Origin of the sequence: Solibacillus sp. FSL R5-0691, assembly GCF_037974225.1 — a bacterium.
In the GTDB taxonomy this organism is placed as follows: Bacteria; Bacillota; Bacilli; order Bacillales_A; family Planococcaceae; genus Solibacillus.
In genome coordinates, this window is the sequence record NZ_CP150231.1 from 1,886,579 (window position 1) to 1,909,768 (window position 23,190).

At 36.9% G+C, this 23,190-nt stretch carries 23 protein-coding genes; 9 read left to right on the forward strand and 14 right to left on the reverse strand.

The genetic code is table 11. From position 1 onward, the window contains the following. Positions 1–128: 128 nt before the first annotated feature. The 6 genes from MKY51_RS09315 to MKY51_RS09340 all read left to right on the forward strand — a co-directional run bounded on the left by MKY51_RS09315 (position 129) and on the right by MKY51_RS09340 (position 6,861). Positions 129–626: an RNA polymerase sigma factor gene (locus tag MKY51_RS09315; RefSeq protein WP_339171256.1), complete on the forward strand. Its 498-nt coding sequence runs from the start codon at positions 129–131 to the stop codon at positions 624–626. Further along, the gene (locus tag MKY51_RS09320; protein WP_339171259.1) at positions 619–1,488 is read left to right on the forward strand and encodes an RsiV family protein; all 870 of its coding nucleotides are present in this window, start codon (positions 619–621) and stop codon (positions 1,486–1,488) included. Before MKY51_RS09315 ends, MKY51_RS09320 begins: the two co-directional genes overlap by 8 nt. 447 nt (positions 1,489–1,935) lie before the next feature. Further along, a complete protein-coding gene (locus MKY51_RS09325) occupies positions 1,936–2,172 on the forward strand; it encodes a DUF3953 domain-containing protein (RefSeq protein WP_339171261.1) in 237 nt (78 codons plus the stop codon). 826 nt (positions 2,173–2,998) lie between these two features. Continuing rightward, a complete protein-coding gene (locus tag MKY51_RS09330; RefSeq protein ID WP_339171264.1) occupies positions 2,999–4,564 on the forward strand; it encodes a spore germination protein in 1,566 nt (521 codons plus the stop codon). Positions 4,565–4,597: 33 nt separating this feature from the next. Beyond that, the gene (locus MKY51_RS09335; RefSeq protein ID WP_339171266.1) at positions 4,598–5,689 is read left to right on the forward strand and encodes an endospore germination permease; all 1,092 of its coding nucleotides are present in this window, start codon (positions 4,598–4,600) and stop codon (positions 5,687–5,689) included. Continuing rightward, a complete protein-coding gene (locus tag MKY51_RS09340; protein WP_339171269.1) occupies positions 5,686–6,861 on the forward strand; it encodes a Ger(x)C family spore germination protein in 1,176 nt (391 codons plus the stop codon). Before MKY51_RS09335 ends, MKY51_RS09340 begins: the two co-directional genes overlap by 4 nt. Positions 6,862–7,458: 597 nt before the next feature. Here MKY51_RS09340 and MKY51_RS09345 read toward each other — a convergent pair. The 9 genes from MKY51_RS09345 to phnD all read right to left on the reverse strand — a co-directional run bounded on the left by MKY51_RS09345 (position 7,459) and on the right by phnD (position 16,433). Continuing rightward, on the reverse strand, positions 7,459–8,460 hold the full coding sequence (locus MKY51_RS09345) for a YdcF family protein (RefSeq protein ID WP_339171272.1): 1,002 nt from the start codon (positions 8,458–8,460) through the stop codon (positions 7,459–7,461). Positions 8,461–8,754: 294 nt separating this feature from the next. After that, positions 8,755–9,000, reverse strand: a complete 246-nt coding sequence (locus MKY51_RS09350; protein ID WP_339171274.1) for a conserved phage C-terminal domain-containing protein — start codon at positions 8,998–9,000, stop codon at positions 8,755–8,757. A 212-nt stretch (positions 9,001–9,212) separates the two neighbouring features. Continuing rightward, complete coding sequence (locus MKY51_RS09355) at positions 9,213–9,479, reverse strand: hypothetical protein (RefSeq protein ID WP_339171277.1); 267 nt, start codon at positions 9,477–9,479, stop codon at positions 9,213–9,215. Then, a complete protein-coding gene (locus tag MKY51_RS09360) occupies positions 9,476–10,354 on the reverse strand; it encodes an AraC family transcriptional regulator (RefSeq protein ID WP_339171280.1) in 879 nt (292 codons plus the stop codon). Before MKY51_RS09360 ends, MKY51_RS09355 begins: the two co-directional genes overlap by 4 nt. 143 nt (positions 10,355–10,497) lie before the next feature. Continuing rightward, positions 10,498–11,115, reverse strand: coding sequence for an HAD family hydrolase (locus MKY51_RS09365; RefSeq protein WP_339171282.1), 618 nt, complete (start codon positions 11,113–11,115; stop codon positions 10,498–10,500). Between the two features lie 270 nt (positions 11,116–11,385). Next, complete coding sequence (locus MKY51_RS09370; protein WP_339171286.1) at positions 11,386–13,035, reverse strand: catalase; 1,650 nt, start codon at positions 13,033–13,035, stop codon at positions 11,386–11,388. A 418-nt stretch (positions 13,036–13,453) separates the two neighbouring features. Next, positions 13,454–14,080 (reverse strand): response regulator transcription factor, encoded by a 627-nt coding sequence (locus tag MKY51_RS09375; protein ID WP_339176604.1) that lies wholly within the window; start codon positions 14,078–14,080, stop codon positions 13,454–13,456. Positions 14,081–14,128: 48 nt separating this feature from the next. Next, positions 14,129–15,547: a HAMP domain-containing protein gene (locus tag MKY51_RS09380; RefSeq protein WP_339171289.1), complete on the reverse strand. Its 1,419-nt coding sequence runs from the start codon at positions 15,545–15,547 to the stop codon at positions 14,129–14,131. Continuing rightward, positions 15,531–16,433 carry a phosphate/phosphite/phosphonate ABC transporter substrate-binding protein gene (gene phnD, locus MKY51_RS09385; RefSeq protein ID WP_339171292.1) on the reverse strand — a complete coding sequence of 301 codons (903 nt, stop codon included), beginning with the start codon at positions 16,431–16,433 and terminating at the stop codon, positions 15,531–15,533. Before phnD ends, MKY51_RS09380 begins: the two co-directional genes overlap by 17 nt. Before the next feature lie 365 nt (positions 16,434–16,798). On the opposite strand from phnD, the gene MKY51_RS09390 reads away from it, so the two are divergent. Next, entirely contained in the window at positions 16,799–18,136 is a 1,338-nt protein-coding gene (locus MKY51_RS09390) for an MFS transporter (RefSeq protein ID WP_339171295.1), read from the forward strand. Positions 18,137–18,362: 226 nt separating this feature from the next. On the opposite strand, the gene MKY51_RS09395 is transcribed toward MKY51_RS09390, so the two are convergent. From MKY51_RS09395 to MKY51_RS09410, 4 genes are all read right to left on the reverse strand, one after another. Further along, positions 18,363–18,602 carry a cAMP-binding protein gene (locus tag MKY51_RS09395; protein WP_339171298.1) on the reverse strand — a complete coding sequence of 80 codons (240 nt, stop codon included), beginning with the start codon at positions 18,600–18,602 and terminating at the stop codon, positions 18,363–18,365. Between the two features lie 102 nt (positions 18,603–18,704). After that, positions 18,705–19,700: an LLM class flavin-dependent oxidoreductase gene (locus MKY51_RS09400; RefSeq protein WP_339171302.1), complete on the reverse strand. Its 996-nt coding sequence runs from the start codon at positions 19,698–19,700 to the stop codon at positions 18,705–18,707. An 8-nt stretch (positions 19,701–19,708) separates the two neighbouring features. Then, complete coding sequence (locus MKY51_RS09405) at positions 19,709–19,993, reverse strand: DUF3219 family protein (RefSeq protein ID WP_339171306.1); 285 nt, start codon at positions 19,991–19,993, stop codon at positions 19,709–19,711. Positions 19,994–20,175: 182 nt separating this feature from the next. Further along, the gene (locus tag MKY51_RS09410) at positions 20,176–20,547 is read right to left on the reverse strand and encodes a hypothetical protein (RefSeq protein ID WP_339171309.1); all 372 of its coding nucleotides are present in this window, start codon (positions 20,545–20,547) and stop codon (positions 20,176–20,178) included. Between the two features lie 189 nt (positions 20,548–20,736). On the opposite strand from MKY51_RS09410, the gene MKY51_RS09415 reads away from it, so the two are divergent. Further along, entirely contained in the window at positions 20,737–20,925 is a 189-nt protein-coding gene (locus MKY51_RS09415; protein ID WP_339171312.1) for a hypothetical protein, read from the forward strand. A gap of 233 nt (positions 20,926–21,158) precedes the next feature. Next, on the forward strand, positions 21,159–21,788 hold the full coding sequence (locus MKY51_RS09420) for a LysE family transporter (protein ID WP_339171315.1): 630 nt from the start codon (positions 21,159–21,161) through the stop codon (positions 21,786–21,788). Here MKY51_RS09420 and MKY51_RS09425 read toward each other — a convergent pair. Next, positions 21,773–23,125, reverse strand: a complete 1,353-nt coding sequence (locus MKY51_RS09425; RefSeq protein WP_339171316.1) for an amino acid permease — start codon at positions 23,123–23,125, stop codon at positions 21,773–21,775. The two genes, MKY51_RS09420 and MKY51_RS09425, sit on opposite strands and share 16 nt — an antisense overlap. Positions 23,126–23,190: the final 65 nt, after the last annotated feature.

Sequence of the window (23,190 nt, forward strand, 5' to 3'; positions counted from 1 at the left end):
TGTCCAAAGAACTTTTACATTTTTACTCCCTGTTCTATAGAAATCCCATAAAATAAATTTCAGTTTAAACTTTTTATACATCTCTATCCGTCTTATATGTATGGATATCACAAAAGGAGAATCAAGGAATGACAGAACCATTAGAAGCAGCATTTATTACATTTATTCAATCGCAGCAACAGTCTATTTATCGACTTGCCTTTAGCTATACAAAAAATGAACAGGATACGCTTGATATCGTGCAGGACAGTATACAAAAAGGATGGCTGGCACTTGAGAAATTAACGGATACTGCACAGATGAAAAGCTGGTTTTATACAATTTTGGTACGTACGGCAATTGATTTTTTACGTAAGCATAATCGGGTGTTATTAGTTGGTGACGAGGTTTTACAGCAATTGCCCGAGCATGATACATATGAAAACCTGGACTTACATCAAGCATTGCAGCAACTGCCTATACAGCTGCAAGAGGTCATTATACTGCGCTATTTTGAAGATTTAAAAATCGATGAGGTTGCTCACATTTTAACGCTTCCCGTAAGCACAGCTAAATCGCGATTATATAAAGCTTTAAAGCTATTAAAAATTGAGCTGGAACAGGAGGAAATAATCCGTCATGCATAAAAAAATTAAACAACTAAATGATCAATACAAAGCGATTCCCATTCCAAAAGAGCTAGAGATCGTCGTGGCGAAAAATTTACAGCGTCCACCGAAGAAAAAACGAAAAATGCCCATTTTTTTAGCATCTGCTGCAGCTGCGGCGCTTTTATTTACTGCGGGTCTTAACACAAGTCCCACACTGGCAAAAAATTTAGCTGACGTGCCTATCATCGGTTCTGTCGTAAAAGTGCTGACGTTTACAGAGTATGAATTGGAAAAAGACCAATATACAGCTGACATTAAAGTCCCTCAAATCTCTGGTTCATCGAGTGAAATTCAAGCATTAAATAAGCAATATGAAGAGGAAGGCAAGCAACTGTATGAACAATTCAAAACAGAAATAGAGAATATGGAAGCTGGCAATATGGCCGTCAACAGTGGCTACATCGTTCAAACAGATACGGACGACCTGTTGTCATTTGGCCGTTACGTAGAAGTGACGGTTGTTTCTTCTTCTACCGTGATGAAGTACACGACGATTGATAAAAAATCAGAGACGGTGATAACATTGCCAAGTCTGTTTAAAGATGATCGCTATTTGGAGATTATTAATACCTATATTGAGGACGATTTACGAAACCGGATGATTAAAACAAAGGGCGATGAATTGTATTGGATTGGCGGAACAGAGTATTTCGACGAAACAATGGGTGTTTTTGAAGGTATTACACCCGAGCAAAACTTTTATATTACAGATGCCGGCAAGCTGGTCATGTCCTTTAACGACTACGAAATTGCACCAGGATTTATGGGCGTTGTCACGGTTGAAATCCCAACTGAGCTACTGCAGGATTTGCTGGTGAGTAATCAATATATTAAATGATCTGAGCATATAAAATATTAACGCGAATGCTTATTTACTCTACCAATTTGGCCATATAATGAAAAAGGACTGCTCATTTTTACAGAATAGCGCCACCCCATCTCTTTCATGATGCGCTGAACTTTCTGAAGTTCTCTACTTCAAAGAATTTGAAAAATATATCAATTATTACAATAAAGGGGTCGTGAATGATATATTAAATCTATCCTAGATAGATATTTATGGAGGTGTAAACTGTGAAAAATAAGCAAGTCCTTATATGGGGAATAATTGCCATTGTTTTATTAGTAATCTGGTTCCTTAGCAGATAATACATATTTGGGATAAAGCTAACGTATCGGAAATTTTGTACGTTAAGTGAAACAAAGTTACCAAATCCCGATTTGGGAATGCTTAAAGGAGATTTATAATTCAATGTTAAAGTGTTAATTTGAAGGGATGATAATCTTGTTAAAGTTTTTGCAAATTTTATTTTCAATTATTACCATAGCTCTAGCTAGCTATGGTTTAATAACGCAGGATTTCCAATTAGGAGCATATGTGATTTTGTTTTTAGGCTTATCAATGCTCTTAGCAGGACTACAAGAATTTAAAAGAGATAAAAAATTATCGGGTTGGATGCTAATAGGTGTATTTGCATTTTCAATGTATGTAGCTATTCAAAGTTTTGTGCTGAATTACTAATACAAAATAACGTTCCCAAATGAAATTTTGGGAATACACCACAAAGGCACGAGGATTGTTAAATCAATATTTGTGCCTTTGCACTTGAACAATCGTTTATACATATGGCATAAATTGTTGAAGTAGCAGCGTTAATACTTGCGGAGCTGGTTCATTACTTTGTGGCTGAAACTACCTAATACCATTTTAAATGATGAAGCTCTATAACCGTTCCGTCTTTCCAAATGAGTGCTCTTCCTTTTTTCATTAATTGAAAATTTGTCATGCCAGTATCAGGATCAATTCTCCTATAATCGATATCAATCCTTTAAAAACCTGTCTGCTAATATCTCTTTCTTCTTCATTAACCTTTATTATTCCAGTATACTCCACAGTTTTATATTTTTATACCCCATACCCTTAGTAACCGTTTTCTCGGCTACCTCATTAACTCTCGTTTCTATCTTTGCCATCGTAATCAGTTGATCTTTTCCTCCCCACACAAGAGTGTACCTCGTGATTGCCTGGTCGGCTGATTCGTTGGATTGGCAAGAAGACCCGCCAGAAGTTATTGCTTCCACAAAAGTAGTAGATAACATTTAGCGATTTTCATTGAAATCAATTGCATTAATATTTTCGCAACCTGCATGTTTTATAGAAATATCGAAGGCCACCCCCTATATCGTATATTTATAAACACTAACTTTAAGGGGTCACTACCCAACCGCGCCCGATTCTTTAAAATCATTACTAACTCTAATTTAATCTTCTCATCTAAATAATTCTGATTTCTCTTCATTGTCTCCCGTTTGTATATTTATGATATATCTAGGTTAGATTTATAGTAATGTTTTTGACGGAATTTGAGGTGATTAGTATTAGATCGCGTTCATTAAAGAAAAAGGAAAAAGAGTATGATGTACCACAAAAAAAATTAACCCAGGACATCCCATTATCAAAGAAACTTGAAGTAAATATAAATTTTTTCTCCTCTTTATATCAGGAAAGCCCTGATGTGATTTTTCGTTCTTTTACTGCCGGCAAGAACGATATTGTTATTATTTATATTGAAGGACTAACTGATACTCAAAAGCTTGAAGATCAAATTCTTGAAACACTATTGAATGTAAACGATTTTGATGAAACAAACTTGCTTCTTTCTATTAAAAAACGAATGCCAATTGCAAATATAAATATGGTTTCTACGTACGTAGCCTGTGTCGATGCAATCTCCGGCGGAAACCCCATTCTGCTATTGAATGGATCAGAGGAAGCTTTATCCTTGGGACTAGTAAAATTTGAAAAGCGTTCGATTGAGGAACCCCAAGCCGAAACTGCTATTCGAGGGTCAAGAGAAGGTTTCACCGAATCACTTGGTACCAATACCTCTTTAATGCGACGTATCATTAAAGACCCGGCACTTAAAATGAGAAACGTCACTGTCGGCAAATATACGAAGACAAAGGTAGCCATTGCTTATATTGAGGGGTTAGCAGATAAAACCTTACTTGAAGAAATAGAGAATCGGCTTAACCGCATTGATATTGATGGGGTGCTGGAAAGCGGGTACATCGAACAATTCATTGAAGAAAGTACCTATTCGCCTTTTCCGCAAGTATTGTATACGGAACGACCAGATGTAGTTTGTGCTAACTTACTGGAAGGCCGAGCCGTTTTGATGATTGATGGGACACCTTTTGCATTAATTGTACCGGTGAGTTTCTTCAGTCTTTTTCAATCTCAGGAAGACTATTACGAACGGTTTTGGATTGGGTCTTTTATCAGAACGCTCCGTTTTCTTTTTCTGGTAATCGCCTTGTTTCTCCCTTCTGTTTATGTCGCAATTACGACGTTTCATCAGGAAATGGTTCCAACTGACTTACTGCTAAGTATCGCATCTGCCAGAGAAAGCGTACCTTTTCCTGCCCTTGTAGAAGTAATTATCATGGAGATCGCCTTTGAAGCATTACGTGAAGCTGGAATACGTCTTCCTAAACAGGTCGGTTCTGCTGTTAGTATTGTCGGTGCACTTGTGATTGGACAGGCAGCGGTTCAGGCAGGTATTGTTTCTGCCCCTATGATTATCGTGGTCAGTATCACAGGAATCGCCTCTTTTATGGTCCCTCGTTATTCGGTCGGTCTGGCCATTAGACTGTTAAGGTTCCCTATTATACTTCTAGCAGGCGTTTTAGGATTAGTTGGAGTGATGCTTGCATTCATTATGCTCATTATCCATTTATCCACATTAAGATCATTTGGAATTCCATATTTAAGCCCGGTCAACACACTGCAAAAACATCCATTGAGAGATACAATTTTACGTTCTCCTTTATGGAAAATGAACAAGCGTCCGCACTTAACCGGCGAGTTTAATGAAACGAGACAAGGAACGAATTTAAAGCCTGGTCCATAATGATAACGAACGATGAGATGGTGGTGAAATATTTTGTTGGAAAAAGGAAAAATCTCAGCCCTTCAAATGGAACTTTTACTAGTTCCGACTATAATCGCGACCGGTATATTATCCATTCCATCCGCAGCCGCTAAATTTGCCCAGCATGATATGTGGATGACACCAATCGCAGGCTCTTTCTTAGGTTTTCTAACGGTGTTTATTGCTTGGAAGCTCCATCAACTATTTCCGAAGATGACCCCTGTTCAATATAGTGAGGAGATTTTGGGAAAGCTGTCAGGAAAGATATTCGGCTTTTTTCTAATCTCCTTTTATATTCATAATACAGGGATAATAGTCAGACAGTATTCCGACTTCATCACTAAAAACGTACTGCTGGAAACGCCTACCGTCTTAATTTCCGTCACGATTATTTTAGTCAGTGCAATGGCCGTACGTGGTGGAATTGAGGTGATTGCAAGGGCGGCTGTTATTTGCACGACGCTTTATCTAAGCACAGCGATATCCCTGCTTTTTCTGATTAAGGATATTGACGTCTCTAATATGCTTCCGATTTTAGAAAATGGATTACTCCCTGTCATGAAGGGCAGCTTTATACATCAAGCTTGGTTTAGTGAGTTTTTTATTTTAGCCTTTATTTTCCCTTTCATTAAGAACTCAAAAGAAGGTTTGAAATCCGGAATGAGGGCATCCTTCTACGTTATGCTAATGCTGTTATACGTTAACTTTTTTGTTCTCACTCTATTGGGAGTGTCTTCTGCCAATCAATTTTATCCAGTATACTCAGCCGTCCGTGCCATCAACGTATTAGGATTTTTCGAGAACTTTGAAGTAATTATCATGGCTTCCTGGGTTTTGGGGAGCTTTGTTAAAATATCCATATTTTTATATGTATCAAGCTTGGGGCTTGCACAGCTTTTTCGGCTTTCAGATTATCGACTCATTGTGTTTCCTCTAAGCGTGTTTATAATTTTCTTCAGTTATTGGGACATTTCGAATTTAGTAGTTTTGGTAGACTATATGACCTCTATTATGCCTTTTTATTTTGTAGTTGTTCAGACTATTCTGCCGTTATTTTTACTGCTGATTGCTTATGCATGCAGAAAAAGAAGTGAAAGCGGTTGAAGAAACACCATCTATTTTTATTGCTTTTCTTTATCCTCCCCCTCCTTTCCGGTTGTTGGGGTAGAGTGGAATTGCAGGACCTGGGAATTATCACCGCCACTGCAATAGATCGCTTAGATGACGGAAAAACTAGAGTGTCAGTCCAAATATTTATCCCTCGTACAATCACATCTGGTCAAGGCGGTGAGGATCCAAGTGCAGGTTCTACTTTTGTTCGGGAAGGAACAGGTGATAATCTTGCCCATGCGATTTCCAACCTGCAAGAAAATGTCCCGAGAAGACTCTTCTGGGGGCAATGTAAAATCTATATTTTCGGAGAGGAACTTGCCTTGAACGGTATCCGAAGTGAAATAGACTTCATGGCTCGTCATCCAGGCCCTCGCGGAAATGCTTTTCTATTTGTAAGTAAAGGCGAAGCAATGGAAATTTTGACATTGGTTCCACCTTTAGAAAGATACTCTGGTGAGGCACTCAGAAAATCGGCAGAAGAAGAATCCGGTATCAAAACAACGTTAAGAGATGTCGATATGGCTTTAATGGGAACTAGTGAAAGTGTTTCAATGCCCTATATAAAAAAGCTTGAATCAACAGAACAATCAAAAAAACCCAATGAAACAATTCCTGTTATTGACGGGGCTGCCATTTTTAAAAAAGATAAAATGGTAGGAATGTTAAATAAAGAGGAAACGCGCGGCTTGCTGTGGTTAAAAGACGAAGTAAAGAGAAGTACAATTTCTGTTCAGATTGAAGGAGAAGACGGGGAAATTTCTATGACACCAACTGCAGGTAAGGTTAAAATAAGCCCCGAAATTGATGGTAACTGGATAATGAATCTTAATTTTACGATTAACGGAGACATTGTTCAAAACGAAACTCATTTAAATCTTATGAACAAAGATGTCCTGAAAATCGTCGAAAAAGAATATGAAATAGCTTTAAAGGAACGAGTAACAGAGACAGTCAAGAAGCTCCAACATGAGTTTGATGCGGATGTGGCCAATTTCGGTAGACGATTTCATCAAAAATACCCAAAAGAATGGAGTAAAGTCAAAGACAATTGGGATGAAAAATTCCCAGAGGTCGAGGTAAACATTCATGTAAATGCAAAAATAAAAGGGCCGGGTTATATTGGGCCGCCCGTTGCACTTCCAAGAAACGAGGTAAAAGAGTAATGCAATTAGATTGGTTGACGGTATGTATCCTTCAAGTTTGTATTTGGTCCATTGTCTTATATGATTGGAAGCAGCTAAAGAAAGCGCCGAAGACTGATAAAATTACAGTTTCCGTACTTCTGGTTTTGTCACTTATCCTGTCCTTTCTTAATCTCGAAAACATGCCCGGACCTATAACACTTCTTCGCTATTTATTTGATCCTTTAGCAAAATTCATGCAGTAAAGGATGGCTTTTCATTCATATGATATCGGTTTTAAACCGACATCATATGACTAAAAAGCTAATAAAATACTACTTCCTTTATTCCATATGATTTATAAATATAGGTAATCACGTCAGTTGACACAACTTCTTTCCAATTCAGTGCATTGAAAAGTTGTCGGTCATAGAGAAAACCTCTTCCACCAGTGTATGGTTTTCTTCAACTCCACCTAGGGAACTCAAACCGGATATTGTATCCACTAAACCTATAATCAGGCTCGTATATATCAAATGTACGATCATCTTTTTTAGGATGTTCCCCTTCTCCATGTATACCGCCTGCCATATAGATTGCATTGAGTGTAATTACTGCTGCTTTAAGGTGTGTGCGTAATTACATTGTGCGAAATACTAAAACCGAAAAAATAGTGAACAATACAACGAGTGCAATATGACGCCACTTGAACATTTCGAGTAACCCAATAAACTCTCGTGTAAATGCATTGGGCACATAGTAAAAAGCCGTTTTTGAGCCTACTCCATTTGCTCTTAACTTTGCTCGTTTTGCATAGTAACTAGCGCGCAAAATATGATAGTTATTCGATACAAATATTCCCCGTGCTTTCGCGCCAAATCGTTTCATAATAATTTTTTTCGAGCAAAGCATATTCTCATATGTTGTTGTCGATTGGTCATCCATGACGACTGCCTCATCTGGAATATCAGGATAATGCTTATGAATATATTGCTTCATTGCATAGCTTTCGGCTACTTTCTCGTCACTTCCTTGGCCCCCTGATGTAATGATTAAAGGATATCCACCGTATTTTTTATATTGCTGGACACCCTTTACAATTCGGCTTGCAAGAAGTGGCGGTACTTGGTCACCAATTAAGCCGGACCCTAGAATAATTATGTAATCTGGTTTATAAGCAATCGGTCGCCAATTATAAAGTACTACGTAAAGGGCCGTTGCCGAATACATCATTGTAAAGTAAACAAATAAGCCCAACACATAAAAAAATCCGGCTTCGCTATACTTATTGCCTGTATTCGGATACATCGAATAAATATAGTAGACTAGTACAATATTAACTGCAACACCAATCAAACCAATAAATAAATTCGACTTTTTGCGCCCTTCCTTTTCAAGTAAAACTTTACTATTAAAATAAGTTAAAACGGACATCGTCGCCATAACAAGCGGGATGAAGGCAAAAACAAATACATAACCTGTAATGTTAACAACCTGCTCGCTGAAATCTTGATTAAAAAATATTTTTTCCGTGTAATAAAGCAAATTGATTAACAAAATAATTGCTGAAATATAGATATTATTATACCAACGAGGTTCAATGATAAAAAGTGCAATGATGATGAAAATTAAAAATACCAACCTAGCTCCTCCTACTTCACTTTAAGCCATTATTATACAATGCTTATTCCCGCTGCACTATCTATTTATAAAAAATTAATTATTGGCACGGATTAAAATACCAACAAACATTCCCTATGTGACGAAATTGTCTAGCTGATTTGTCACCTAAATCGAAGTACTATTATAAAATTGCTACGCGCTTCAACATTGCAGTTGAGTTGTGCAGGCAATAAAGGGTTCAGCTGGCTATCCATAATCAAATAGTTTTCCTCAAACATCGTCGCTCAAATACTCTGCTCCAGAAACTCTTTTTTAATCAATAGCATTCACCTTCATCAAATCGAGTACGACAGGTTCAAAATCAAGAATATTTTCCTGCTGTCTTGTAAGCACATCGTATAAATAATTTTCGAAATTCCCTGGTCGGAATAAGGTGATCGGTCTTAAATATTTGTTCATCTGCGGATCGTTCTTCCAGTTTCTCACTTGTTCATCAATGACTAAGTAGCAATCTTCTGCTGTATGAAGTATGTGGTATGTGAACACTAAACTGGACAAAAATTAAAGGAGCTGTAGCTTGAATTCCACAGGCGTTAAATAGCCAAGTGTTCCTCCATCAAATTATTTTATGTGTTACTAAAAACAGGTTTATACCTACTGATAAGAACATACTGCCAATTATTAATGCTAAATTGCGCCCTGAAACGCACAAAAGAGCATTTCCTTATCCAGGAAAGCTCCCGATTGTTGAAAATCGTTTCTAATTATTGCTAAACTGTTACCGCAAAACGTGCGTAAATCTCTTTGACGGTGTTGTTGACCGCCAATTTGCTTTTTACATTTAAGTCCAAAATCTTTCTACTTAGCTCTGCATCTGTTTCAAATAGTACTTGGTTTTGTACATAGATTTCATAGGCTTGCGGATGGTCACATTTAATTTTTTCCATCTTGGATTCAATTTTATATTCCTTTGATCCGAAGCCTAATGACGTATAAATATTAAAAACAATATCAAATAGTAAATCGAGCAGCATCATAAATCATCAAAACCTAAATTCACTGGCTCCAGAGGTAATTCACCAGCAGAGCCTGCTATATTAGTAGACGATACCGATTTGTCCACTTCCTCAAAGGAAATTCCATCAATCCACGCTTCTCCAGATCCTGTTAGTAAAAGTCCAAAATGTATTGAGGCGCTTTCTTCTAGTACATCTAATACAATTGAATAATAATTCCAATCTGTAGTTCCATGAATCGAACGGTTGTCCATATTATCAAATTGCAGTAAATCACCATTTTTCGAATCAATTCGACACCAGACACCGCACTTTATAACATTTTTTGTTTTAATAAAACATGACATTTTCATTCGTTTACCAACCCATTTTTTAGCTGAAAATGTTTGCATCATTGTCCCAAATTGACCTTCTTCAACAGGACCATTAGATCTAAGATAACCAGATTTTGAGCCCGTATGGAATATTTCATGATCTGCTTTCATCCCATAAAGCGATGGATTTGTCCCTGTTAAAATCCAACCCTTTATTTCATTTACTGTTGCCATTTCATTTTCCTCCTTTTGGTATAAAGAACGCATCATATTGCGATATTTTCCGGGTGGCATTCTGTATAGCTCTTTAAAAGCACGTGTAAAAGCTTCTTGTGATTGAAATTGACATTCAAACGAAATATCAAGGATTGTGTAGTCCGTATGAAGCAATAGAAAAGCAGATATGGCAAGGCGTCTTTTACGAATGTACTCACCAATCGTTAAACTCGTTTCTTTTTTAAACTGCCGCGTCAAATAAAATTTCGAATAACCGATCTTTTCTGCGTAATGCTCCAACTGCCACGTTGTTAATAGGTTCTCCTCTAATGTATCCACGATTTTTTGGACGATTTCACTATACATAACTGCTCACCTCAAGACTAAGTATACGGAAGGGAAAAAGAATTTTTTGATAATTATTGCACTGCTGTAAGTATAAGGGTTAACAAGATTTCATCTGCCAAATTTAGCCTTATCCTTAATGTAATCTTTTTTGAATTCTTTCACTAGAAAATATTTAAAAGTTCATCCAAACTTTCAATTTTATTATCATATTGACTTACTTGCCCAAATCCGTATTTAGCAAATATAAATGGAATTTCTGCATATCTGGCTGCATTTAAATCCCCTTCCGTGTCACCTACATAAACCGGATTTAATAAGTTGTTTCTATCAATCACTAATTTAATATTTTCACCTTTTGACATGGCAGTTCTTCCATGGCTTTCAAAATCCAAAAAATACTTTTCAAGTTTATGATATTTGTAAAATGATTCTATGTAGCCATCTTGGCAGTTACTAACAATATATAGTTTATACTTTTGAGAAAGCTCTTTTAGGACATTCTCTACATTTGGATAGAGGACCCCGCCATATTTATCTATGAAAGATTTTTCTAATTCGCAACAAGCATTTACTAGTTGTTGCCGTTCCGTATAACTTAAAGCAGGAAAGAGCTTTCTACTTATTTCGTTCATCTGTAATCCCATCGTACCTTCAAAATCTTCCCTGGTTAATTCATTGATTATTTGTTTATTGTTTCTTATTACGCTATTCCAAGCACTAAGTACTGTGTCAATCGGATCCCAGAGAGTTCCATCTAGATCAAATATTATGCTATCCAACTAAAATCCACTTCCTTCTAAACGAGTTTGATTATCAACTTTAATATCCTAATATTACCATTTTCAAATTATATTATATAGGCAATTTTTAAGTACGGTATTTATCAACTTTAATTCCACATTTCTTCCTACTAATGAGAGACCTCCACCAGCATGCTCCTCCTTTTCACTTCTGCTGATTAAGAGCAAGTTAAAAGACTTAAGCCTGGTGGGATACCGGACTTAAGTCTTTTGTATTGTAACAACCTTTAAGGCTGTACTTTATAATGATTAATAAGGGTCTGCCTCATGGCTCTTCTTCACTGCATCTTTTGTAGCTTCATTTGCAGCGATCGTGCCTTGACCATATTTGGAAATGCCTGATTCCCGGCCTGGTAATTTACCTTCCTTAGCCATCTTTTCGATTTCTTTCATTTTCTTTTCAGTCGCTTCCTTCACACGGCGGCCGTAATCTTCGTCAGCCTGTGTAAAGTGATTGTACATCGCTTCCTGAATGCGCGGGTCACAGATTGCAAGAGCATCCGATAAGTTATTAATGAGCTCATCACGTTCCCAGTCTTCAAAGCTGCGGTATGTTTCACCTGCTTGACCATAGTTATTCGGGCGGTCAATAGGCTCACTCATTAATGACGCATTATAAGATGGCTGATGTGGTGGATAAGCTTTATCCCCTGCATCACGGTAGCCACCAATCATAGACGGTTCATAATTGATATGTGGGTTATCACCGGATTCTTTCGGATCACGCGTATCCATCTGACCACGCTGCTGATTAGTACGAACTTGTACTTTAGGTGCGTTGACTGGCAATTTTAAATAGTTTGCGCCGACACGGTAACGCTGTGTATCTGAGTAAGAGAACGTACGACCTTGAAGCATTTTGTCATCTGAGAAATCCATACCGTCTACTAGAACACCCGTACCGAATGCAGCCTGTTCGATTTCTGCATGGAAGTCTTCCGGGTTGCGATTAAGCACCATACGACCTACAGGCAGCCAAGGGAACTTATCTTCCGGCCAAAGTTTTGTATCATCAAGCGGATCAAAGTCCAGTTCCGGATGATAGTCGTCCTCCATAATTTGGACGAACAGCTCCCACTCTGGATACTCTCCACGTTCAATTGCTTCATACAAGTCCTGAGTAGCATGTCCTACATTCGTAGCCTGAATGGAGTTTGCCTCTTCTTGTGTCAAGTTACGGATGCCTTGTTTTGGCTCCCAGTGATACTTTACAAGTACAGCTTTCCCCTCTTCATTAACCCATTTATATGTGTTAACACCTGATCCTTGCATATGGCGGTATGTCGCTGGAATACCCCATGGTGAAAATAGGAATGTAATCATATGCGTCGCTTCCGGTGAACGTGAAACAAAGTCAAACATACGTTGAGGATTCGGTACGTTGGAAGCCGGATCTGCTTTAAATGCGTGAATCATATCAGGGAACTTCATCGCATCACGAATAAAGAAAATCTTTAAATTGTTCCCTACAAGATCCCAGTTACCATCTTCCGTATACATTTTCACCGCAAAACCGCGTGGGTCGCGTGCAGTCTCAGGCGAATCCTTTGCACCTGCCACTGTAGAGAAACGCACCATAAGAGGCGTTTGTTTTCCGGCACCAGAAAAGACTTTGGCGCGGGTATATTTTTCAACCGGCTCATCTCCAACCTTGCCGTAAGTTTCAAAATAACCGAAAGCACCTGTACCACGTGCATGCACTACACGTTCAGGTACTTCTTCACGATCGAAATGTGAAATTTTTTCAATGAAGTGGTAATTTTCTAAAGTTGCTGGTCCTCGGTTGCCCACTGTACGGATATTCTGGTTGTCTCTTACAGGGTGTCCTTGACGAGTAGTTAGAATTTCACGTTCCCCATCTTCTTTTTTCCCAACATTTTTGTCTTTGTTCTCTGCCACAATAAAACCTCCTCTAAAATACATTACAAATAAACACTGATATAAAAATTTTAACCAACCATTATGCTTTATACCCGTATTTATCAGTTTATATTCAAAGATCGGAAAATTATTCTGAGAAAATTCTATTTTGATAAAATAGGTCACTTTAAAACTTTTAGTAATTGTCGAATTAGTTTTACCGAATTTTTATAGGAATATTGTTTTTGTTTATATAGGGTATTTTAATACTCAGTTAGCATTTCTCGAGATCCTTAATGTAATAGTCCCGCAAACGCAATGTTTGCGGGACTGGCAATCTTTCATATAACCTTCCTTTTCTTATTCACAAATTTCGGACCAAATAATCTTTAGATATAGTTTTTTTCACGTTTTATAAACAAAAGTGTACCGAAAAAGAGATACCTATAATTTGCCCCTATAATTCAATCAGATTATGTTTAATTATAAATTCAACGAGTTCGCTTTTTTTGCTAATGTTTAATTTATTAAAAATCCTTGTTTTATGCGTGTCTACTGTTTTTATACTGATCAGTAGTTCTCCTGCAATTTCTGTTAATGAATACCCTTTTACAATCAACTGTAATACCTCTCGTTCACGCAGACTTAATGTAGAATACATCTTGTGAACATTTTCTTCTTTCTGCTTATTTTTCATCATGGAAGTCATTTCCTTTGGACGTAAATATATATAGCCGTCCATAACGGTCTCAATGGCCGAATATAATTCTTCGTCCACAGCTACTTTCGGCACGTAACCTGATGCCCCCGCATTCATAATTAATGAAACATATTCTTCGTCTTCGTACATTGTCAAAATAATCACTTTTGCATGTTCATGCTGTGCTTTTATATTTTTCAGTACCTGCAGCCCATCCATACCGGGCAAAGAAATATCAAGAATCAAAATATCAGGTTTTAATTCATTATATAGTTCAATGGCCTTATATCCATCATCAGCCACTCCCACCACATGGTAGTAAGTACGCTTTTGAAGTAAAAGTTTTAAGCCCGATATAAGAATGGCATGATCATCAACTAACATAATACTGATTTCTTTTTTTAGATTTTGTTGCAATATAACCACTTCTTTCTATTTTAATGGCACTGAAACGGAAATTTCTGTTCCTCCCATCAAGTTTGTTTTAATAAGAAATGTCCCTCCCTGTAGCTCGGCCCTTTCTTTCATTCCATGAATGCCAATTCTATTTTGTTGCTTGGCTTTTTCAAAATCGGTTTCATGAACTCCATGACCATTATCATTTATCGTCAAATTAACCCATTCGTCTTTAATTTCCAAGCCGATCATAATTTCAGTTGCTTTCGTATGTTTTACTACATTATTTAAACTTTCTTGAACAATTCGGTATATTGCCAGCGTAACATCTTCTGCTAGTGTGACGTCAGTAGCGGGAACAGATAAAACAGTTTGGATGTTGTATTTCTCCTCATAATTTCTCGCATAATTCTTTATTGCTGAAACCAGCCCCATTTTATCAAGAATCGGTGGACGCAATTCAACTGCCAGATTCCTTATTTGTTTTAATATTCCGGCAGCTATATCTCTGCTTGTATAAAGTAGCTCACGTTGCTCAATATCTTTCGCCTCATTTGCCATAATTCTCATTGTTACCATCAATGAAGTGAGCGCCTGACTTGTCTCATCATGGAGTTCACGAGAAATTCTTTTTCGCTCATCCTCTTGAGCAGATAATAACTTCGAAATCAATTTATCACGCAATAAATCCTTTTGTTGCAATTCCTTAAGTAAATAGTCAACTTCATTATTTGAATTCATGAGATGATCCGTCATTTCATTAAAGGCCTGTGCCAATTTTCCGATTTCATCATTCTTAGTATCTTCTGCTCTTAAGGTTAGGTTACCCGCCGATATTCCTAATGCTACATCAACTAAGGTGTTGATTGGTTTCGTTATCTTACGGGTAGCAAAATAAGCCATACCCAAAGCGCCAATTGAGACCAATATTGTCGCGATGATTAATTTCATTATTCTGGAATAAATATATTCCAACGATCTTTCTTCCGACATCCCCACCCGGACATAACCAACTCCACCTTCTTCTATCGGGACAATGACATCATGGATATGACCTTCATCCGAGGTTAAAATCGAATAATCTTGCTGGGTAATCCCCTTTGGTGTATGAGCATTTACGATTCCTTTCGGCAGGGTCTTAGAATCCGTAAATGTGTGGGCATAAAGCATTTGACTGCTGTCAAAAACTAAAATATAGCGAATTTCTTGATCAATCTTTTTTGTTTCATTAATCAGATTATCCACCGAGTACTGGTCATCAAAGAGAATATAATCCGAGCTTGTTTCTGCAATATTTTTAGCGATATTGGCACCGCGTTTCGCAAGATCCTCCGTCATTATATTTGTAAGTGAATCCCATATGATCCACATGAAAATGCTGGTAAGGAAAAGTAAAGAGCCCATGATTGCTGCAAGAATTTTATGGTTTATTTTAAAATTATTTATCCAGTTCATAAAGTACCTCATAATATTCCGAGTCGAACGGGATAAAGCGGTCAATATATAAACCTTGAATTACTTGTTTCATAGATTCCTGTTCGTGCATCGTAAGAAAGCTTTCTTTTATAATTTCCTTATCTTCCTCAGCTAGATTACTGCTGATAACTACCGGTCCGGTACCTAATGGCATTGATTCCCCAATAATTTTTAACGTTTCGAATTGTTTCGGATTTTCATTTTTCATCGTTTTAAAAACTAGAGAGTTTACAGCTGCAGCATCAACAATATTATTTAATACAGCATTGATGGAACCTTCATGGCTATATGTATAAATATGTCTCCCGAAAAAACTTTCTATATCTTTCCCTAAGTCCTCCAACTCTTCTTCAATAAATAAATACCCCGAATAACTCGAAGGGTCATAAAATGCAATATCTTTGCCTTCCAGATCATCAATTGATGAGAAACTACTTTCACTCTTTGCAATTATGTAACCATAATAATACGGGCTGCCAAACCTTTCCTGAGTTGCAATCCCTTCAAATCCTCCGTTTGCTCCATATGTAATATAAGCACCTGTTGGAAGCAGTGCGATATCAGCTCCTCCATTCATCATGAGATTGCTCACTTCATTATAGCTTCTACGCTGAATTAAAATGGTTGGCCTGTTAAGTTTTTCACCAATATAATTTACTATTTTCCGATAATAAACAATCGTATCTGTCGGAGAAAGCACACTCGAAATAGCTAAGCGTATCGGATCTTTTTTATCTTCTTTTATTATCGTTGATGTCTCTTCATATTCTGAAAAGACAATTTGATAGGTTGAAGGGTTTGATTTGCAGCCTAGTAATAATATCATCAGTACTATAATAGGAATAGCCATATATATTTTTCTCATAATATCCCTCTCTGGTGCGGTTTCTTTAGCAGTTATTCACAGTTTTAACTTTTTTCCAGTAATTAATTTTTACTATTATATCATAAGCTTATTTTCTTATTGAGCGTTATTTTTAGTTTCAGAGACGAATTGTAGGATATTTTCTGACAATTTAAAGATAATTTTCTTATAAAGAATAGGATATCTACTGATAGTTAAAAAGTTTGAATAATAAGATAATAGGTTTACAAAAAACATTTGAGTCTACTATTTTTAAAGCGCTTTCAAAATGCAAGGGAAGGAATCTATTACATATTGCCAAAGCAAAATAAGTTTTCTAGTAAGTAAATGAAAAATTAAAAATTACAGTATTGGAGTGGTTTAATATGGTATCAGTATACCAGGAACAAAACACCGAAAAATTTGCACACTATCTTTTTCGTCGGAAAATAATTTTCCTAATTGCATTTTTAGGTTATGTATGTGCTTATCTTGTGCGAAATAATTTCAAGCTAATGTCAAACAGTATCATGGTGACAAATGGTTGGGAGAAAACAGATATTGCTTTATTGCTTTCCTGCTTAACGATTTCTTACGGATTAGCCAAATTTTATATGGGAGCATTAGGAGACCGGGTAAGTATTAGAAAACTTTTCTCAATCTGTTTAGGCTCAAGTGCCTTAATTGCCATCCTTATTGGCTTCTTTAATACATCTATTGCAGTTTTAGGTATTCTGCTCGTATTGAGCGGAGTTGTACAAGGTGCCTTAGCCCCTGCTTCTCAAATGATGCTTGCTAATTATTATTCAAATAGATCCCGAGGAGCGGCAATTGCGGGCTGGAATATTTCACAAAATGTCGGTGGGGCTTTACTGCCTTTAATCATAGTGGCATTAACTAGTATGGGACTGGTTGTTCCTGAAACCGGAAATGTTTTCATGGCTTTCTTGGTTCCTGCATTACTTGTGTTGTTCTTTGCCTATATATGCTGGCGTTACGGCGGGGATAGCCCAGAGTCGGAAGGTCTGGATTCTTTAAGTACAATGTATGGTGACGCTGCTCACACAAACATTGCAACGGAAGAAGAAAAAACAGGACTAACTTACTGGCAATTAATCTGGAAATATGTTTTTACCAACCCGCTGATTTTACTTGTAGCTGCAGTCAATATCGCTTTATATTTTCTTCGTTTCGGTATTGCGGACTGGATGCCAATTTATTTAAGTGAAGTTGGAAACCTGTCAGCTACAAGAGCGCAGTTGGCCGTTTCCGTTCTCGAATGGATTGCGATTCCGGGTTCACTTATCTTTGCATGGTTAGCGGTTAAATACCCGAACAAAATGGCTAAAATTGGAGCAATCGGATTGTTTGCCATGGTCCTATTCGTCTTTATATATGAAAGATTAGTTAGCGATGGGGTGACGAATTTCGCATTATTCCTAATCGTTTGTGGAGTTTTAGGCGCTTTGATTTATGGACCACAATTAATTGTCAACATTTTAACAATTGACTTTGTACCTTTAAATGTTGCAGGTACTGCTATTGGCTTTGTAGGTGTTACAGCATATTTACTCGGAAACATGGGTTCAAACTGGTTAATGCCAATCCTGGCTGACCAATTTGGGTGGTTCTGGTCTTATACAGTTGTCGCCTTCTTATCAGCATTTGCTGCAATAGGATATCTAGTCCTGGCAAAATCGGAACAAAAAGTTAAAGTAGTTTAATACAACATATTAAATCGAGCAAGGTACTTTACGAAATAATTTCGTAGGGTATCTTGCTTTTAGTAGTTTGAAGTATTTAATGCGGATTTATAAAATATAACGAATGTTTTAAAATTAAAAAATCCCTCAAATTAAAAGCAAAAGCTCTTAATTTAAGGAATTTTAAAGGTTAGAGTTACTTTAAAGGAAGAATTGCCTTAAGTCACTATGCATTTACTTACAATAATTACCTTGGCCCATTTCGATCTAAAATGGCGGATGTGTTATCTTCATGTAGGTTGTTCAAAGTTGTTGTTGTACTATCCCTTGCATATACATGTTCTTTCCCTAAAGGAATATCTGTAGTTTGAACTTCCGATGCCTGTGCTAATAAAGCTTCGCTATCGTTTTTGGTCATGCCAAAAGCTTCACTTATTAGTTCGGCTCCTGTTTTTCCATGCTTCGCCTTCGAAATTTTCTTCCCCATATTCCCACCTCCTGTATATAGAATGTGTGATGGTTCATTATTTATGTAAAATATATAGGAGGTTTCGTTTACCATCATTTTAGCTCTTCTTCCTATCGCCTTTTAAAATATTTCTTTCGCGATAAGTTCATAGGATCGAATCCGGTCTTGTGGTGAATGTGTAATCGTATTAATCATTATTTCATCTGCGTGGTATTTAGTTTTTAACTCAAATAATTTTTGTTTCACTTCTTGAGGATTGCCAATAATTAATTTTTGTCTAACTCTTTCCAATGTCTCTTGATCTTTTTCCGTTAGTTCATACTGCTTTGCTTCATTTATAGAAGGGACCCCTTGTTTGCGTTCCCCCTTTTCCATTTGTAACAACCAGATGAGATAGCTTGCTGCAACTTCTACTGCTTTTTCAGTTGTCTCGTCGCAAATAACGTTAACTGTAACGATGACTTGTGGTGTTTCCCCATCTTTTCTTGGGCGAAAGCTATCAATATAGTCCTTAATAATAGCTGTTCCATCTTCATCGCTCATAAAATAACCGAAAGTATACGGCACACCATTTTCTGCTGCAAGTACAGCACTTTTTTTACCAGTGCCAAGAAGCCAAGGGATTGGCGGATTTTCAGGTATTGGAGAAGCCGATAGCTTTGAATATTCGGTCTCTGTCGGAAAATCATCATCTAAAAAATGTAGTAAGTCTCTCAGTAAGGAAGGAAAGCTCCCGACATTTTTTATAAAGTTACCGGACAAAGCTGTCATCGCTTCAGAAGATCCACCTGGTGCTCGTCCAATCCCTAAATCAATACGATTAGGAAATAGTGTCGCTAACGTATTAAAGATTTCAGCAACTTTGTATGGTCGGTAATGAGGCAACAGAACTGCACCCGATCCAATACGAATTCGATTCGTGTTAGCTCCTATATAGCTTAGCATCACTTCTGGAGCAGGACATGCCAGTCCAGATAAATCATGGTGTTCGGCAATCCAATATCTTGTATATCCGAATTTCTCTCCTGCCTGCGCTAATTTCAATGACCAATTTAAAGCATCTTGTGGAGTTTGATTTGAAGAGATCGGTGATTGATCCAAAATGCTTAATTTCATATTATTTTTCAGCCCTTTTCTTCCACTAAGGTTAATTTATATTGTCCTACCTGATCTTTTTCATACAAATTTGTAATGGAAGTGGAGTAGTTATAAATTGTTCCTCTAAACATTATATCTTTTTCAGGAATCTTCACGTCAAATGTTCCGTTGTAAAGCAACGTTGCAATATCATGATAATCTTCACTTGTTACATCAAAAGTGACTGAAACTGTATAAAGTCCTTTTTCTTTTTCTTCTTCAAAATTACTCAATTGAATTACTCTGTCGTCCAACATTATTTTACTGACCAAAAAAACACCCCTTATTTAATAATTTAAATCGGATAATCTATTCATTATAATATACTTGGCAACATTATCTGAAGAATCGCTCCTCATTGTTGAAACCGATATCTATAAAATCTCTTTTCGGTTAATATATCTACCCTATATAAAAAGTAATAATCATCTTAAGGTAAAATACATTGTAGCCTTTACTTTCTATCGGCCGGTGTTAGATACTTCATTCCTAATATACGTTTCATTTCCTCACTCACCCAGTTGCGTAAAGCAATGTTTCCGTAGCTTCTCGTTTCATCGTATCCTCTAAACAAAATAAAATAATAGGTCATATAATCATCAGATTTCTGTTTTTCAATTTTACATCCTTTCTTATATAAAAAGTCCCTTAGCTTTTTAAATTCATGAAAGGTTTCATTAATTTTGTTATCGTACCACTCTTCCAGCACGTCCTTCATTTTTAATTCAGAAATGCAATCTCTATCACGCTCAAGTGTTTTCAAAAATAATTCCAGTACAATGTACCGGTGAATATCATCGCTAAGCTTCATGAATTCTTTATGCATATAGACCACTCGCTTTACTGGTTGATGGATATACCGCTATTTCTATTCTATACAGGAACATTTGTTTGTATGCATAATTGCGATTGTAAATAGGATCTATCCATTCGCAGGAAAAACTTTCAACGGAATTTCGGGTATTTTTCATAGCTGTTTAAGCCATTCTAACTTTTGTTAAGGAGGTGAGCAGCTGTGGAAAATAATAAACTTAATATTAAACGTCAGCGAAATAACAACAACAATAACAACAATAATAATGAATTTGAATTCGGTGAAGATTTCAACTTCGACAATTTAAATGATCAAAACCAAAATAACCGCAACAACAATAACAACAATAACCTTAATAAGAAAAATAAAAATAACAACAATAATAAGTAATATTACTAATACAGTCTCCCTTAGGGGGGATTGTATTTTTTCATTTTCACGAACATCTTTAATGGTCAGGTTTTTGAGATAAAAAAGGCACCTCGACATTTATGTATAAACGAAGCAGCCCTTTCCCACTGGTAAAGGGCTGCTTAATTCTTTAAATAAAATTCAGCTTTAGAGTTGTACGAGTCCGTCTCTTTGAATAAGATGCACAGACATCAATTTAAGGAGGGCTATTTTTGAACTCAATAGCTGCTTACATTTTTTTAGGTGTATCATTAGCTGCGCCGATCGGTCCAGTCAACGCAGCGCAGCTCGATACAGGAATAAAAAACGGTTTTTTTCATGCACTTATTTTTGGTATCGGTGCTTTAACAGCTGATATTTTGTACATGATAATGGTTTATTTCGGGATTGGCCAAGTAATTGAATACTCCCCGGTAAAAGTATTTCTTTGGTCATTTGGCTGTTTTGTTCTTATATATACCGGGATCGAAAATCTACTTTCTCTGCATAAAATTGAGCTAGCTATAAAATCCAACAAAAAAACTACGCGCCTTAGACATTCCTTATTAACAGGCTTTCTCATGTCACTGTTGAATCCGCTCACTATCCTTTTTTGGCTCGGTATCTATGGTTCAGTTCTTGCAGAATCCTTCAAAATCAGTACGGATAATCAAATACTGATTAATAGCCTTGCCGTCATCCTTGGAATCATGTTGTGGGATACGACAATGGCAGCTATCTCCAGTGGAGCCCGCAAAATATTATCTACCGGGTTCATAAATATAATTTCCATCATCTCATCGCTTGCAATGATCGGGTTTGGGATTTACTTTGGGATTCAGGCTTATCAAGCATTATTTTGAGCTTCTTCCTTCTTCCATCGTTTTCGCATAAAAAAGACGATACTTCCTATTACTGCAAGAAATACTAAACTGATAAAAAAGCCTGGACGACTCGTCTGATGAAATAAAGTTCCGCTAACCGCCGAACAGATTAGTACTATTCCAATAATTCTTTTCACTTTATCGAAAGTAGTCGTCTCAACCAACCTCGGGTACATGACTAAAATAAACAGCCAATTGTAAAGCAGCATTAATGCCGCAGCAGTCGTTATATATTCGTATACTTTGTCAGGCAGTAATAAAGACGTAATGATAGAAAGTACAAGCCCCAAAGTTGTTAAAGCAATTGCAGGTAGTGGCATTTTAAGCTTCTTTTTCTTCTGTTTACTAAAGAATTTAGGAGCATCTCCATCCTCAGAAATTGTCACAAGGATTGTCGTAACCGAAAATAAAGATGCAGACATTGTTGAAAACCCCGCAATAATAATAGCTGCAATAAATACATGCGGGTAAAATTCAATATTATGGACACTTGATAAAGCCTCAACAAACGGGCTTTTGCTCTCCTTGAACTTATTAAATGGCTTCAGTAATAGAGCTAAAGATAGTGCCGTTACATAAATGACTCCAAGTAGCCCTAACATCACTTTTCCCGATTTAGGTGCATCCTCTTTATTTTTAAGATGGATTGCCATTATGCTCATTACTTCAATCCCGCCATGCGCATAAAACGCGAATATAAGAGCGCTCCAAAATCCAATGAAGCCTTTCGGGAAAAATTCATTCACGGATTGCGGGATATCAGGGGTTGAATTTCCGCCAATTACCCCTGTCAGCGCTAAAATTGCAATGATTATAAACATAAAAATAGCTGCAATTTTCATTACAGCAAATACGCTTTCCAATTTTCCAAATGCTTTTGCACCTATAAAAAGAACAATGAGACCGAGAACCGCATAAATTACTGCGAATATCCACAATTTAATAGCAGGAAACCAAAACTTAGTTAATAATGAAATTGCGGTAAGTTGACTGCCTATAATTAAGATTTCTGAACACCAGTAAACCCAACCGCTACTAAAACCCGCCCAACGTCCATATGCTTTTTTAGCATAGGTACGGAAAGATCCTTTCTGTGGATCCGATGCAATCATTTTAGCAAGTGCCTCAAATACAAGATACGTTGCAGTAGCAGCCATTATAAAGGCTATGATAACAGAAGGACCTGTCATTTTAATTGCTATACCTGATGCAAGGAAAAACCCTGTACCAATCGTGCAACCTACTCCAATAAGCGATAATTGCCACCAAGTAAGATTTGCTTGTTCCTCGTTAGCACTCGACGCCTTTTTCCCCATTTCTACACCTCCACATGAAAATAGCCTTCCACAAATAATTGGATTTATGTGCAATTAGCAGATGA

Coding starts and splice junctions, on each gene's coding strand:
- MKY51_RS09395 (WP_339171298.1), bottom strand. CDS start 18,602: ATGGGGAAGAAAATTTCGAAGGCGAAGCATGGAAAAACAGGAGCCGAA.
- MKY51_RS09330 (WP_339171264.1), top strand. CDS start 2,999: ATGTTTTTGACGGAATTTGAGGTGATTAGTATTAGATCGCGTTCATTA.
- MKY51_RS09360 (WP_339171280.1), bottom strand. CDS start 10,354: ATGTATAGTGAAATCGTCCAAAAAATCGTGGATACATTAGAGGAGAAC.
- MKY51_RS09390 (WP_339171295.1), top strand. CDS start 16,799: ATGGTATCAGTATACCAGGAACAAAACACCGAAAAATTTGCACACTAT.
- MKY51_RS09400 (WP_339171302.1), bottom strand. CDS start 19,700: ATGAAATTAAGCATTTTGGATCAATCACCGATCTCTTCAAATCAAACT.
- MKY51_RS09425 (WP_339171316.1), bottom strand. CDS start 23,125: ATGGGGAAAAAGGCGTCGAGTGCTAACGAGGAACAAGCAAATCTTACT.
- phnD (WP_339171292.1), bottom strand. CDS start 16,433: ATGAGAAAAATATATATGGCTATTCCTATTATAGTACTGATGATATTA.
- MKY51_RS09315 (WP_339171256.1), top strand. CDS start 129: ATGACAGAACCATTAGAAGCAGCATTTATTACATTTATTCAATCGCAG.
- MKY51_RS09410 (WP_339171309.1), bottom strand. CDS start 20,547: ATGCATAAAGAATTCATGAAGCTTAGCGATGATATTCACCGGTACATT.
- MKY51_RS09380 (WP_339171289.1), bottom strand. CDS start 15,547: ATGAACTGGATAAATAATTTTAAAATAAACCATAAAATTCTTGCAGCA.
- MKY51_RS09355 (WP_339171277.1), bottom strand. CDS start 9,479: ATGATGCTGCTCGATTTACTATTTGATATTGTTTTTAATATTTATACG.
- MKY51_RS09375 (WP_339176604.1), bottom strand. CDS start 14,080: ATGTTAGTTGATGATCATGCCATTCTTATATCGGGCTTAAAACTTTTA.
- MKY51_RS09320 (WP_339171259.1), top strand. CDS start 619: ATGCATAAAAAAATTAAACAACTAAATGATCAATACAAAGCGATTCCC.